The 14,728-nt window shown below is 55.9% G+C and carries 12 protein-coding genes and 1 pseudogene; 1 reads left to right on the forward strand and 12 read right to left on the reverse strand.

Translation table 11 applies throughout. The features are described from left to right. Positions 1-160: 160 nt before the first annotated feature. Entirely contained in the window at positions 161-949 is a 789-nt protein-coding gene (locus CAP48_RS00995) for an aminoglycoside adenylyltransferase family protein (protein WP_197707219.1), read from the reverse strand. 89 nt (positions 950-1,038) lie between these two features. On the opposite strand from CAP48_RS00995, the pseudogene CAP48_RS01000 reads away from it, so the two are divergent. Then, positions 1,039-1,714: pseudogene (locus tag CAP48_RS01000) on the forward strand (bifunctional allantoicase/(S)-ureidoglycine aminohydrolase); the annotation flags it as partial. Between the two features lie 180 nt (positions 1,715-1,894). Here CAP48_RS01000 and CAP48_RS01005 read toward each other — a convergent pair. The 11 genes from CAP48_RS01005 to CAP48_RS01055 all read right to left on the reverse strand — a co-directional run bounded on the left by CAP48_RS01005 (position 1,895) and on the right by CAP48_RS01055 (position 14,723). Next, a complete protein-coding gene (locus CAP48_RS01005) occupies positions 1,895-2,827 on the reverse strand; it encodes a delta(1)-pyrroline-2-carboxylate reductase family protein (RefSeq protein WP_100694160.1) in 933 nt (310 codons plus the stop codon). Further along, positions 2,820-3,419, reverse strand: coding sequence for a helix-turn-helix domain-containing protein (locus tag CAP48_RS01010; RefSeq protein ID WP_100694161.1), 600 nt, complete (start codon positions 3,417-3,419; stop codon positions 2,820-2,822). The genes CAP48_RS01005 and CAP48_RS01010 overlap by 8 nt, the downstream gene beginning before the upstream one ends. A 1-nt stretch (position 3,420) precedes the next feature. Next, positions 3,421-4,125 carry an ABC transporter ATP-binding protein gene (locus tag CAP48_RS01015; RefSeq protein ID WP_206781026.1) on the reverse strand — a complete coding sequence of 235 codons (705 nt, stop codon included), beginning with the start codon at positions 4,123-4,125 and terminating at the stop codon, positions 3,421-3,423. A 17-nt stretch (positions 4,126-4,142) separates the two neighbouring features. Continuing rightward, entirely contained in the window at positions 4,143-4,967 is an 825-nt protein-coding gene (locus tag CAP48_RS01020; protein ID WP_100694163.1) for an ABC transporter ATP-binding protein, read from the reverse strand. Then, entirely contained in the window at positions 4,967-6,454 is a 1,488-nt protein-coding gene (gene livM, locus CAP48_RS01025; protein ID WP_255411687.1) for a high-affinity branched-chain amino acid ABC transporter permease LivM, read from the reverse strand. The genes CAP48_RS01020 and livM overlap by 1 nt, the downstream gene beginning before the upstream one ends. Continuing rightward, positions 6,454-7,371: a branched-chain amino acid ABC transporter permease LivH gene (locus tag CAP48_RS01030; RefSeq protein ID WP_100694164.1), complete on the reverse strand. Its 918-nt coding sequence runs from the start codon at positions 7,369-7,371 to the stop codon at positions 6,454-6,456. The genes livM and CAP48_RS01030 overlap by 1 nt, the downstream gene beginning before the upstream one ends. 128 nt (positions 7,372-7,499) lie before the next feature. Beyond that, entirely contained in the window at positions 7,500-8,627 is a 1,128-nt protein-coding gene (locus tag CAP48_RS01035) for a branched-chain amino acid ABC transporter substrate-binding protein (protein ID WP_100694165.1), read from the reverse strand. 94 nt (positions 8,628-8,721) lie between these two features. Next, positions 8,722-9,900, reverse strand: coding sequence for an FAD-binding oxidoreductase (locus CAP48_RS01040; RefSeq protein WP_100694166.1), 1,179 nt, complete (start codon positions 9,898-9,900; stop codon positions 8,722-8,724). Between the two features lie 239 nt (positions 9,901-10,139). Continuing rightward, positions 10,140-11,042, reverse strand: coding sequence for a transglutaminase family protein (locus CAP48_RS01045; RefSeq protein ID WP_100694167.1), 903 nt, complete (start codon positions 11,040-11,042; stop codon positions 10,140-10,142). After that, a complete protein-coding gene (locus CAP48_RS01050) occupies positions 11,042-13,630 on the reverse strand; it encodes a circularly permuted type 2 ATP-grasp protein (RefSeq protein WP_161495171.1) in 2,589 nt (862 codons plus the stop codon). The genes CAP48_RS01045 and CAP48_RS01050 overlap by 1 nt, the downstream gene beginning before the upstream one ends. Positions 13,631-13,775: 145 nt before the next feature. Beyond that, positions 13,776-14,723 (reverse strand): alpha-E domain-containing protein, encoded by a 948-nt coding sequence (locus tag CAP48_RS01055; protein ID WP_100694169.1) that lies wholly within the window; start codon positions 14,721-14,723, stop codon positions 13,776-13,778. Positions 14,724-14,728 lie beyond the last annotated feature (5 nt).

Consider the following 14,728-nt stretch of genomic DNA (forward strand, 5'->3'; position numbering starts at 1 on the left):
CGTCTCTCTGGGATAAGCCAATATGATGTATCGTTCAAGAGCATGCCGCAAGCAGCGGAAAATATGGGTTGTTATAAAATTCACATTATTATTAAGCGTAAGCGGACATGACGGTTGATGCACGCCGTGCATGAACGCATCGTCGCGCAGGACGAGCTTTTCATAGATTCGCTAAGACATAATCGTGCAGGGATTTGACCGTGTATTGGAGTTCTTGCTGGCGATTTCGCCAGTCGCTTTCACATCCGCTCAGGTAGGCCTCCCGTGCAGCGACTAAAACACCCGCTTGTTCAGCCGGGAGCGAAGCCGCTGCCCAATCGGCAGCAACATTCTTAGAGACAAACTCACCGGTAACTGATGTCCGCCACATACGCGCTAAAGTTAGCAGGACGTTGCGCTCATCCCCCTGTAGCGTCCCGACTAAAGCTGGCAGAACATCTCTGATTGCACGACGTATCTCTGATTTTGCAATAGCTGGTAAAAGCTCGTTTGCGTTCGGTCCGATTAGCGGTTTCGCTTCCTGCCGTGATTGGGCTAGCACCAGGGTAAGCTCTGGGTCACAGACAGGTTCGGGATTTTCACCGGCCTCGTACTCGTGACGCAGCCACTCGCCGTAAATGAACTCGCACCGCGCAGGATAGGGTGGATCAACAAGATCTGAGCGCAAAAAGACAATCACTTCAAGAGGATGGCGTCCATCCGGATCAAAAGGGTATCGCCCCGACATCTCCATGAACTCCGAGACAAGACGTCTTCGAACCTCGGACGTCATCGGCTGGTCAATGACAACAAGCAAATCTACGTCGCTGCGGGGACGAAGCTCACCAGCCACAGCCGAGCCATGGAGATAGACGGCCACGAGTGATCTTGCCAGCCGCTTCTGGACAATTGACAACGCTTTATTTGCTTCGGCAGGAACGATCACTAAACTGCCCATCTGAAAAATCAAGAGAATGATGCTTTTGAGGATGTTACCCCCTCACGCGGCGGTGTCAACCCTATTATCCGTTGTTGGCACGGATGTTAAAAGCTTACCACCTGTGGGTGCTGGCCCGTCCGCTCTCGGGCTTTGCCCAAACTTTCTCCCCATATATTGTCAAAGTCGGCCCCACTGGGGGCAGCAACCAACCAGAGCAAGACCCGCAGGCCGAAGCCGTACTATTTGTGGTCGAAGGCGAGCTTTCGCTGACGCTTGCAGGCCGCGAGCATGTGCTCACTCCCGGCGGCTATACCTTTATTCCGCCCGCTTCAGATTGGGCAGTACGTAATACCAGTGGCTAGACCGCGCGCTTTCATTGGATCCGCAAGCGCATCAGGCAGTCCAGGGCATTGCTGCGCCCGCTGCCTTTGTCACCAACGAGCAGCAGATTACGCCCACTCCCATGCCCGATACCGAAGGCCGCTGGGCCACAACCCGCTTCGTGGACCCGGCTGACATGAGCCACGACATGCACGTCAACATCGTGGCCTTCCTGCCCGATAGCGTGATTCCCTTTGCCGAGACGCACGCATGGAGCATGGCCTGTATGTGCTTGAAGGCAAGGCCGCTTATCGACTGAACCAGGACTGGATAGAAGTTGAGGCGGGTGACTTCATGTGGCTGCGCGCCTTCTGCCCGCAGGCCTGCTACGCTGGGGGATCGGGCAAGTTCCATTATCTGCTGTACAAGGATGTCAAACGTCATATGAACCTGACACTGGCCGCGACCCGGTAAGCCTGGATGATCTCTCACGCCCTGTGGGGCCCTGTAGCCTGTAGCCTGGAGCTGGGACTGGACCTCGGGCTTGCGGCTTGCATCTCGCCTATGACATCTTGCATTCCGATATGGCATATCGCCTATGCCATATCGCCGCAATCACACCCGCAATAAGGTCAGGCCAGGACAGACGCGCTTTTACAGGCCTGCTGCAGCTCGCGCGCAACGCGCTGCGGCCAGATCCCATGCAGCGCAGCCCACGGTTTTGAACATGATGGGGCGCGAGTAGTCGATGTCGCTTTCAATGGCCTGCGCCAGGGTAGTCACATCGCTCCAGTCCTTTTTCGCCCGAATGTAATCGCCGGCCTCGTGCTGCGCGCCGATCAGATCGTCCACATAACACACGCTGTTCATGACGGTCTCGGACGCAACTTCCACCATATGCGAGCGAAAGGCGCCCACGCCGATAATCAGGCGTCCGGCAAGCGGGGGCGCATGATAAACCGGTTCCACGGCTGTGGTCAGCGTGATGACCGCATCAAACTGTTCCGGCAATTGGTTCAGATCCGTCACGTGCAGCCCGATACCCAGGCCTGCGTGACGCTCGCAAAACGCCTGTGCTTTTGCCCTGGACTGCTCGCGCGCAGCAATATATACGGTGGCGTCGGGATACAGCTCGGCAATGGCCTGCACGTGACCATCGGCCTGGGTGCCAGCGCCAATGATGACGATGTGCTGGGGCTCACGCGCCAGGAAAAGCTGCAGCCCCGCCATGGACAGCGCAGCCGTACGTCTTGCGGTCACAGTGGGGCCATCCAGGACAAAAAGCGGCACGCCGGTGGCGCTATCGAGCACCGACACCATGCCTTGAATGGTCGGACGGTTCTGTGACGGATTATCGGGCAGCAGAGAAATCAATTTATGCGCGCAAATATCCCGTGCTGTGCAGGGCATAGAGAGCAAAACGCCATCTTTGCTTGCCGGCACGGTCAATACTTGGCGATCCGGGCTCTGGATCTGGCCGCTGGCATATTCGAGGGCTGCATCCAGAATGTGCTGGCGCAATGGCCCGAAAGGGGTCAACTGGCGTGTTTCTTCGGCGCTAAATACGCGTATGGCCGGACTACTCATTGGTGTCTCCTGTTTCTGCATCGGGGCGCTGGGTTGCCATCCACAGCACTTGCGCATCTTCTTCGCTGATACTGATACAGCGATGCCCCATGCGACTGTCAATATAGAAGCTGTCGCCCGGCCCAAGCGTTGCCTCGGCATAAAATTCCGTATGCAACTGGATCTTTCCACTGATCACATACACGAATTCTTCGCCCTCATGGCGATTCCAGTCACTGAATGCGCTCAGATCCCTGGCGGTAATACGAGTCAGAAACGGCATCATCCGTTTATGCGAGAGCTGCGAGCACAGCAGTAAGTGCTCATAGTAACGTGTTTTGTGGACCTTGCCCTGTCCGCTGCGGTCTACCACGCAACGACCTGCCCCCATGGGCTCGCGCGCCGGCGTAAATAGCTCGGACACATCCAGCGACAAGCCGCTGGCCAGCTTTTGCAACACATCATAGGTGGGCGACATCAGCCCGTTTTCGATTTTCGACAGTGTGGAGGCGGCAATACCGCAGGCCCGGCCGGCCTGCTCTAGCGTCAGGTCATTGGCCAGTCGCACGGCGCGCAGACGCTGCATCAGCGGCGTTTCTTCACGAGCTGCCATACTAATGACTTCCCAGATAAGCGTCGCGGATTTCCGGGTTTGCCAGCAGTTCCGCGCCGGTACCGGTCATCCGGATCTCGCCGGTGACCATGACATAAGCCCTATCGGCCAGTTTCAGGGCATGGTTGGCGTTCTGTTCAACCAGGAAAATGGTCTTGCCATTCTTGCCCAGCTCACGCAGCACCGAGAAAATCTGCCGGACAATAAGCGGCGCCAGGCCCAGGCTGGGTTCATCCAGCAGGATCATGTCCGGCCGGCTCATGAGTGCGCGGGCGATGGCCAGCATTTGCTGCTCTCCGCCCGATAACGTGCCGGCGCGCTGATTGCGACGCTCTTTCAGGCGCGGGAACAGCTCAAACATGTGTTGCCGGTCTTCGTCCAGATGCGCATCGCCGATGGGCAGCGTACCGATCATAATATTTTCTTCCACCGTCATCTTGGCAAAGATGCGGCGGCCTTCGGGCACCTGGGCAATGCCCTGGCTGGCAATTTTGTGCGGTGGCAACCGCAACAGGTTACTGCCTTTATACAGAATCTCTCCCGTACGCGCACGGGGCGTGCCGAAGATGGTCATGAGCAGGGTACTCTTGCCTGCGCCATTGGCGCCGATCAGCGTCACGATTTCGCCCGGATTGATATGCAGGGAAACGTTTTTGAGCGCCTGAATTTGCCCGTAATAAGAGCTCACATCCTTGATCTCGAGAATTGGGGTGTCTGTCATGCTTAGTCCTCCACTTCAGTGCCCAGGTAGGCCGCAATCACGACCTCGGAATTGCGGATGTGATCCGGCGTACCGGCATCAATCACCTTGCCCTGATCCATCACAATGATGTGCTCGGAAATCTCCATCACCAGCCCCATATCATGCTCGATCAGCAGCACCGTCACGCCATGCTCGCTGCGCAGCTTGCGAATGAGCGCCGAAAGCTCGCGCGTCTCGCGCGGGTTCAGGCCCGCGGCCGGCTCGTCCAAGCAAACAATCACCGGATTGGTACACATGGCGCGCGCAATTTCCAGGCGACGCTGCCTGCCATAAGACAGCTCTCCGGCCAGCCGATTGGCGTCTTCGGACAGGTTCACGATTTCTAGCCACTGGAACGCATTTGCCAGACTGGCTTCTTCTTTGTCTGAAAAATCGGCGGTAACCAGCAGCCCTGAAAACAGATTCCGGTTCTGCTTGCGATGTTGTGCAACCAGCAGATTTTCCAGCACGGTCATATCCTTGAACAGGCGGATATTCTGGAAAGTACGTGCGATTCCGGCCCTGGCGACCAGGTACGAACCGCCGGTAATCTTGCGACGCAGCAGCTGTCCGACCTCTACCTGCCCGTCGTCCTGCGTCAGATAAACATGACCTTCAGAGGCGGCATAAAAGCCGGTGATGCAGTTGAACACCGTGGTCTTGCCTGCACCGTTGGGGCCGATAAGCGCCGTGATGGACCCCTTGCGGACATCGAAACTGACATCATTGTTGGCAATAATGCCGCCGAATCGACGAGTCAGGTGCTGAACCGATAGCAATGCGTCCTGTGCCACTTGCTGAACCATTATGCCACCTCGCTTTTTCTGAATACGGAACGCTTGGGCCGCAACAACCCGTTAGGGCGCCAGATCATCATCAAAATCATGAGCAGGCCGAAAAGCAATACGCGATAGCCGGCAAACTCACGCAGGAATTCAGGTAGGAGCGTGAGCGTAAAGGCGGCAATAATCACGCCGATGGAAGACCCCATCCCGCCCAGGACTACGATGGACAGGATCAGGACCGATTCGAAGAAGTTAAACGATTGCGGGCTGATAAACCCCTGGGCCGTCGCGAAGAACACACCGGCCAGGCCACCGATCATCGCGCCCAGCATGAAGGCCGACAACTTGACCGTCACATGGTTGATGCCCAGCGAGCGGCAGGCAATTTCATCTTCGCGCAGGGCTTCCCACGAGCGGCCGATAGGCATGACGCGCAACTGGGTGAAGAACCGCAACGCGATCATGCTAATGACGAACAGCAGCAAATAGACAAAAAGATAGCGATATTCACTACTATAGGGCAGGCCAAAAAATTCGTGGAACGGCACCGCATCGCCGCGTGCCCGCCGCACGAATTCCAGGTTGAAAATCGTGGGAGCCGGGACCGATGCACCATTTGGCCCGCCGGTAAAACTGATCCAGTTAACCAATACCAGCCGAATGATTTCGCCAAAACCCAGTGTCACGATGGCCAGATAATCTCCGTGCATCTTAAGCACCGGGAAACCCAGCAGACCACCGCATAATGCGGCCAGCAGCGGCGCAAGAAACAGCGCGGTCCAAAAGCCAATGCCCAGGTACTCTGCGCCAAGCGCCAGGAAATAGGCGCCTACCGCATAAAACGCCACAAAACCCAAGTCCAGCAAACCGGCTAACCCGACCACAATGTTCAGCCCCAGCCCCAGCAATACGTACACCATTGCCAGGGTCAGATTGTTCATCCAGCTCTTGCCAAACCAGCCGAAGTAAAAAAACAGCAATGGCAGAATGAGCCCCACCAGGAACAGCACCGGCAGCACGCCCTTCCAGGGGTGCTTTTTACCGCGACGCTTAGGGATACGCACTCCCATCGCAATCATGACAAACAGCACGACAAGCACCAGCGCGATCCCGGCGCCACGGTAAATGACACCAGTCAGGCCCAGCGTCAGGAACACGACTATCAGTGCGCCGCCCCAAAGCAGCACGCGCGTCAGCCGCTTGCCGCCGTCGGCATACTCGTCTTCGACCTCAACGCCATGTTCTGTCTTGATGAAGTTCTGGATGAAATCCTGGCCGATGCGGGTTTGTGCGCCGACCGAGACGAAAAAGCGTACGAACGCGACGATCAGGCCGATAACCACGCCATTGAGAAAGAACGGGCTGCGAAACCAGTCCAGCGTAAAGGAATACTGCTTGAGTACAAAGTTGGTAATGGGACTAAATACCAGCATGGTCAGCACGCCGGCTATCACGGCATCGCGCAGGGAATGTCCGAAATCGATCGTTGAAGTTTGCGTGGTACTCATTACACTTTCTCCACGGCAGGCCGACCCAGCAGGCCACTTGGCTTGAAGATCAGGACCAGCACCAGCACACTGAAGGAAAAGACATCCTTATAATCGCTGCTGACAAAGCCGGCAAACAGCGATTCGAGCACGCCCAGAATGAGCCCGCCCAGCATCGCGCCCGGCAGCGAACCGATTCCGCCAAGAACGGCCGCACTGAAGGCCTTGATCCCCAGGATGAAACCGATATAAAAATCAAAGGATCCGTAGTTGAAGGTCACCAGCTCGCCGGCCACGGCCGCCATCACAGACCCAATCACAAACACGGTTGAAATAATCCTGGTGGTGTTGATACCCAGGATGGTTGCCATTTTCCGGTCCTGCTCTACCGCCCGGCATTGCCGGCCAAGACTGGTTTTCTGAATCACCCAGGTCAGGGTCATCATGGCGATAAAGCTCACAAACACGATGAGCAAATCAAGGTAGCGGATCTGAAAGAAACCACCGTCGGAGCCGATGGTAAAACCGCCCTGGATGACAGACGGCACGCCCTGCACATATGGACCCTGGCTGACCTGCACATAATTTTGCAGCAACAGGGAAACGCCGATAGCGGTAATCAGCGGCGCCAGGCGATTGGTTGTTCGCAATGGCCGATACACGGTGCGTTCAATATACCAGCCGTACAGCCCCGTGATAAACATGGTGACCATCAGAGTCAGCAGCAAAGATATCGCCAGCGAATCTATACCAAAAAATGTGAATACGGCAAATGCGATCGCAGTGATATAGGCACTGATCATATAAATTTCGCCATGGGCGAAGTTGATCATGCCGATAATGCCATAAACCATGGTGTAGCCAATTGCAATCAAGCCGTAAATGGCGCCCAGCGTGACGCCATTTACCAATTGCTGGCCCAGAATATACCAATCCATGTGTTATACCTTTTCAGGGTGAATACAAGGGCCTGGCGTTTTGCAGGAAAACGGCCATCGCTTCCGGGAAATGTTAATGCGGCAAATGCGGACGGCACACTGTCAGGTGCGCCGTCATGTTCGGGAACTTATTGCTTGTACTCGACGTACTTGCCTTCTTTGTTCCATACATACAGGACGAAATCGTTGGAATTGAGATCACCCTTTTCGTCCCAGCCCTTATTGCCGGTTACCGTTTCAACCGGATTGTTCTTGAGCCAGTCGGCCAGCTTGGTGCCATCGATTTCATCCTGATTGGCTGCCAGCGCCGCTGCCACGGCTTGAACCGCTGCATAGGAATACAGCGTAAAGCCTTCTGCATCACTGCCGGATTTTTTCAGCTCATCGACCACACCCTTGGAGGCCGGATCATTACGTGGATCTTTCAGAAAGCTCATATACACGCCTTCGGCATTCTGCATGCCGCCGGCTGCCGTGATAAAGGCCGGGTCGGCAATACCATCATCAGAAATGAAGGGAATTTTCAGGCCCTGCTGACGCATTTGCTTGACCAGTACACCAGCCTCGGCATACAGGCCGCCGAAGAAGACGGCATCTACGTTGGCGCCCTTGATCTTGGTGACCAGCGCGTTATAGTCGCGTTCGCCGCGTGTCACACCATCTTCAAGCACCACCTCGATATCGAGCTTCTTGGCCGCATCGCGCGTGGCATTGGCAAGGCCCACACCGTAAGTGTCCTTGTCATTGATGATCGCAACGCGCTTGACCTTGAGTACCTCTTTCATGAACTGCGCATCCACTTCGCCCTGCTGATCATCGCGACCGCAGGTACGCAGGATGGTGGTCAATTCGCGCTCTGTAACGCGTGGGTTGGTAGAGGCCGGCGTCACATTCAGAATATTGGCTTCGTCATAGATTTCTGACGCAGGAATCGTGCTGGACGAGCAGAAGTGTCCTACCACGGCAGTCACTTTTTCCTGATCGACCAGGCGGTTGGCAGCCGCAACAGCCTGCTTGGGATCACAAGCGTCATCAACCGTCACCAGTTTGAGCTGCTTGCCGTTGACTCCACCCTTGGCATTGATTGCGTCTATGGCTGCTTGCGCGCCCGTCTGCAATTGCTTGCCGAATGCCGCGCTACCGCCGGTCATGGGCGCACCCAGGCCGATTTTGATTTCATCTGCGGCCAGCGCCGGCGTGCCGAAGGCAGCGGTAAGCGCGGAGGCCAGAATAATTCTGTTCAACATTTTATTCATGCTTTTCTCCTGATCGACTAGCATGGGTCCTGCACGAAGCAAAACCAATTATGAATTTGCGACAGGCACACGCCGGCCACACGACTTACCACCACTACCAAACATTTTGTTCCACAATGGGCTGATTGTTTAAGACACGCTCCCATCCCATGCGTGAGAGATCCAGACTTCGATACTTTCCAAACTCGATAAGCTCGGCTAGCCCGCGACCAACAGCGGGTGATTGTTGCATACCATGTCCGCTGAAACCATTAGCGTAAACCATATTTTCAACATCGGGATGGTACCCAAGAATCACGTTCTGGTCGAAGGTGTTGTAATCGTAATGCCCCGCCCATGCGTGCTCGCAGCGCAGCGCCTCGAACGCAGGCACGCGCGCAGCCAGGGTCGGCCACAGCAGTTCATCGAACAGATTGTGCGTCACGTCGTAGTCGAAGCATTCGGGATCCTGTTCGGCAGGCGGCTGGATGCCACCGATAAAGCCGGCGCCTTCAGGATGAAAATAGGCGCCGCTCGGATCGATAACCATGGGGCAGTCGACGATTTTTTCGGGACAGGTGAAATAAAAGACGCAGCGCTTGCGGCTCTCTTGCGGCAGCGTGACGCCCACTTGCGCCGAGAGCGCCGCCGCCCCCGTGCCGGCCGCATTGACCAGCGTGTCGCAAGCGATTTGCCGGCCGCTTTTGAGCGAGACGCCGGCAATCTTGCTGCCGCTTTTATTGATGGCTACAACTTCATCTTCAAGATAAGTGACGCCCTGGGCGATGGCCTTGCGACGGAAGGCGCGCATCATGCCATAGGCATCAAGCCAGCCCTCGCCTGTCACGCCATACGAGCCAAGCGCCAGATCGCTGACGTTCAGCCAGGGCCACCTGGCCGTGAGCTGCGCAGGCGTTTTCAAAACAATGTCGGACCCCAGACCGCGCTGCAGCGCATTGTTCTGCCGCATGACAGCTTCGCCGCCCGGCGTTGAGAGAAACAGATAGCCTTTTTCCTGAAAGCCCACGTCTGGTCGTTCCCCATCGACCGCCAATGTGTTGCCGATGTTGCGCAAAAATTGGGTACCAAACTGTGATAGCTGGATATTTTCGGGCGTGGAAAACTGATGCCGAATGGAAGCGGCCGACAACGCCGTGGCACACTTCTGATAACTGGCGTCTTTTTCAATAACCAGGATTGACCCGTCGAAAGAAGCCGATGCACTCAGGAAATAGGCGAGCGAGCTGCCTGTGGCTGCACCACCAACGATCACGACATCATATTGACTATTCACACCAAATTTTCCACGAGAAATCCAGACATATATCTAAATTCTCATAAGAAAAAAAATTCGTCAATAAGTATTTTTACTTTAAACATGAAATTTTTGAGGTCTATTTTTTTATTTTTTAAATCAATAGCTTGCAGCGTAAAGCGCGCCACCTTTTTGCCTATGGAAAACCCTTAGTGCAATCATTCCGACAGGAAAAACCTGATTACCACAATTGAAATAGCGCCGCCATCGCACAAGAATTATCGCGGCATCTCGCTTTGGGGCATCACAGTCACGGAGGTTTGCAGATCGTGTGCACTACTTCCGTACATCATGCCCCGAATGGGCGATACGTCAGAAAAGTCACGGCCCCAGCAAAGGGTGATGTGTTCCAGATTCGGAAATACGTTATTGGTTGGATCCGAATCAATCCAGCCATGACCCGGAATATAGACAGAGACCCAGGCGTGCGACGCATCGGCCCCGATCAGGCGCGGCTGACCGGCCGGCGGATGGGTCAGCAAGTATCCGCTCACGTACCGCGCCGCCAGGCCAATGGCGCGCAGGCAGGAAATCATAAAGTGCGCAAAATCCTGACAAACGCCGCGGCGCTTCTGGAATACCTCGGCAACCGGCGTGGAAATCGTTGTCGCTTGTGGGTCAAAAGCAAATTCGTTGAAGATGCGGGTTTGCAACGCCTGCACCGCGGCCAGCACCGGCATGCCTGGCGTGATAACCTGGCGCGCCCAATGAGCAATGTCCGGCAGCAGTCGGATGTGATTGGATTCAAAGCGAAACTGCGTGGCTTCGAAATCATAGGGCAGAAACGTCTTGCCGGGCACATAGCTCAAATGGCTGACCACCTCTTCCCAGGCAGGCGTATTGTCAGCATCCGGCAAGCGGCGGTGGCTCAGATTGACCACCGAATGCGCGCGCACCGACAGCCTGTTGTGATCACTCATCAGCGTGAAATATTGCAGAGGATTGCCAAAGCAGTCCACCAGAAAATCGATCCTGTCCGGATACGGATCAATATCGATAACGTGCGACTCAGGCACCTGCCACGGCAGGATACGGGGCGACAGACGCAGGATCTGGCGTGACTGGGTCACCGACGAATGGTAGTCGTATTTCGTATCATGCTGAATGTGATACGTCACCATCACAGGAAGTCCTTGTTCACCGTCTCAAGACCGGTATCGCTCGATATGGTGTCGGTAACAAGGAAATATTGATGGCTGATGCTGTTGGCATAGATCGACAGCCCGTAAGAAATATCCGCACACACCTGGGACAGCTGCGTGTAAATCTGCTCGGCTGCCGGCGTGCCGACGACAAATGGGGCAAGGTCAATCGCATCCATATCGCTCACAACCGTCTGCAGGATCTGTCTGCTTTGCGCTTCGTGGACATTGAATGCTGCGCTGTTATCCAGCAGGCTCTGGCAAAGGTAACGAAGCGAATACGGATTGCTGCGATCGAACACCAGCAGATACAGTACCGCCAGCATTTCTTCTTCCCGATGATAGCGCGCGCGATAGGTGACAATGCTATATGCGATTTCCAGCAGCGATTCGAGCATAATGGTTTTGTCGTGTTCGCTTTGCCGCAAGAAAAAGCCAAGCGTATCGTTCATGCGACCCAGTTTTTCGATCAGGCGTCCAAGCAGCAAAAAGCTCCAGCCCTCATCTCGGGTCATTTGCTCGTGCGTGAAGCCGGACAGAATGGAACAGCTGGCAAACAGCTCCTGTATGCGTTGCTGCACCACAGTCAGATCCAGTTCAGTGGCCCCCAGATAGGCAGGCATGTTATTGACCACCCACCAGACATCCAGGGAGAGCTTTTCCCGTATATTGAATGCGCACTGATGCAGATAGTTCACATTATTGCTCAGGGCGCCAGCGCGCGATGACGGCGCGAGGGATAGTCCAAGCTGACGACGAATGAAATTAAGATCGTAGGTGTCATCGGCGCCGATGTCTTGTTCCGAAGGCGCAGCCAGTATATGCAGATGTGCGCCAAGTTTGTATAGCAGCGTAATCAGCGTCTCTTTTTCGGTCATGCGCTCGGTCAGGTTGCGGATGATGGTGCGCAACAAGAGTACCGAATGCTCGGTGCGGATGCCATAGCGCCCCATCCAGAACAGATTTTCTCCGATGCGTGCCGGCGTGGTCGTATGCGCCGCCAGCAATTGCTCAAGTGTCAGCGGCCTCGCCTCTACGGCGCGTGGGGCAACCCGGGCCGTGCCACGCGCCGGCGGCACGGTCACGACCGAGGGCGCCGCAGCGCGGGCCACGCTACATACCCATAAATCCTTGTTGATCTGCCGGTTACGTGAAGACAGCACGGGTGTATTGCTTCTATCTTCCACTCGCACCACACCGCCGCGCATGACCTCGTACGAGCCATCAGGCGTGAGCGCAGCAAATACCCGCATGGTGAAGCGGCGCATCTGCAGTTGCCCGGATTCAAGATCTATTTCCGGGATACCCGCCAGCGGGATCACCTCGTGCGCAACCAGCGATCGCGGGCTGATTTGCAATCGCTCCAGCAGGGCCTGGCGCTGCGCCGCATCCAGATCGGGCGCGTATTGCGGGCTAGCGCGCATCGAAGAAAAACTGGATTTAAACATGAGTGAATCAAAGTGTTCGCGGGCATAGGACAGATTGGCCTCGTTGCCGCACCACCAGCTGCGTAGCGAATTCATGAGCAAAGGCTCGCCGCGCAGATGCTCACAAATGCCGGGAAGAAACTCCAGAATGCCCGCCGATTCCAGCACGCCGGAACCCAGTGCGTTGCATACGGCCACGTTGCCCGAGCGGATCGCCTGCAACAGCCCAGGGATACCCGGGTAATCGCAGCCGAAAAGCTCCATGGGATCACATTCGCTATCTTCCAGGCGACGCAATACCACATGCACTCGCTGCAGCCCGCGCAGGGTTTTCAGGTAAAGGACATCGTTGCGTACCGTCAGGTCAAGACTCTCGGTAATCGGCACGCCCATCTGCCGGGCCAGAAACACATGTTCAAAATACGCGGGATGCTTGGGGCCGGGCGAGAGCAGCACCGTGACGGTATCGTCGGCATCGACTGCCACACCGGTCAGCAGCGTCTGGCGCAGGACACGGAAATAATCGGCTTGCGGGCTGACCCGCAACTGGTTGAACAGCGCAGGTAGCGCCGTACTCATGATCTGGCGGTTCTGCAGCGCATAGCCGGCGCCTAGCGGACCCTGTGTCCGGTCCTTCAGCACCCGCCACTGTCCTGTCTCGTCGCGGGCAATGTCCACAGCATACATATGAAGATGGTGCTTGCCGGGGTCCTGGGCATTGATGCAGGGCCATAGAAAGCCGCGCTGGCCGAATATGAGCGAGGGCGGGACCAGCCCGTGGCGAATCAGTTTCTGGGGGCCATAAATATCGCGCAGCGTATCGTTGATCACGGTCGCGCGCTGCACCACCGCCTGCTCGATAAAGTCCCATTCCTGCGCTGATATCACATATGGAATAACACTAAGCGATTCCCAGGGCACGGCTGTACCGTCTTCGCTATAGGCATTGTAGATGCTGCCGCGGTTCTGAATATTTTCGGTGATGTACGCCAGAAAGCCCTTGAGGTCATCGGGGGCCAGGTTTTTGAGCGCCGAGAGCACATAATCCCACTCGGGCGCCAGGCGTGCAGACGAGTCGCGCAGTTCGGAAAAAGCGCCGTCCGGGGAGGGGCCTAGTAATTGATCAAGGGAAACGTCCATGCAACCATTGTGGATGACTTTACAATAGGTCATTGTACGCAATTTCGATAGAACGCCTACGATTGCTTTCACTATACACCGGCAACGATGTACTTGCACCACACAGACCGGCGGCTGCTGGACTCGCTCCGGTTTTTCGCAGATCTTACTGCACCGGCTGCCACAGAAAGTCATCGGTGATGCCCTGCCCGATCACCTCCATTTTCTCCAGATACCGGGTCAGCCAGTCGTGCAGTCCGGCCTTGAAAATTTCATCGATGGTCGTATAGCGCAGGTCCGCATCCAGACGCCCGGCAAGGCGCAAGGTTTCATTGGACTTGGCATTGCGCACGTGTTGCAAATGGGCCAGCAACTCGCGCGAGGAGTGAGCCAGGGAATGCGGCATGTCCGGGTGCAGCACGATCAGTTCAATCACGCGCTTGGGGTCGACGGTTTCGCGAAATACCTGGCGATAGATTTCCAGTCCCGAGAGCGAGCGCAGCACAGCAGTCCAGTGATAAAGCTGCGTGACCAGCTTGCGCTTATCGTCGGCCGCATTTTCCAGGTAAAAACGGATTTCCAGCATGCGCGCCGTATTGTCCGCGCGCTCCAGGTAGGTGCCCAGACGCATGAAATTGTACGTTTCATTGCGCAGCATGGTGCCTTCCTGCGCTCCCAGGGTTTGCAGGGAACGGGTCTTGATCCACTCAAAAAACCGGGTCGGATTGGTCGCCAACACCGGCGTTTTGAGCAACCTGTTCATCTCCAGCCAGGTGAAGTTGATTGTCTCCCAGAGTTCTGAAGTCACTGTGCCGCGGATCGCTCGCACGTTTTCGCGCGCCTGCCGGATGCACGAGGCGATGGACGATGTATAGCGCTTGCTGTTGACCACAAAATCGATCACATGGCCGGCACTGATTGCGCCATATTCTTCTTCGTACTTGTCCAGCGTTTCCAGCGTCGCCAGCACACTGCGCCAGCTATAGTCCGAATGTTCTTCATCATTGGTCATCAGCGTGGTCTGGTAACACACTTCAAGTAGGCGCACGGTATTTTCCGCCCGTTCCAGATAACGGGACATCCAGTAAATATGATCGGCAGTACGACTTAACATGCGTG

The organism is Advenella sp. S44 (assembly GCF_002810445.1).
Taxonomy (GTDB): domain Bacteria; phylum Pseudomonadota; class Gammaproteobacteria; order Burkholderiales; family Burkholderiaceae_B; genus Advenella.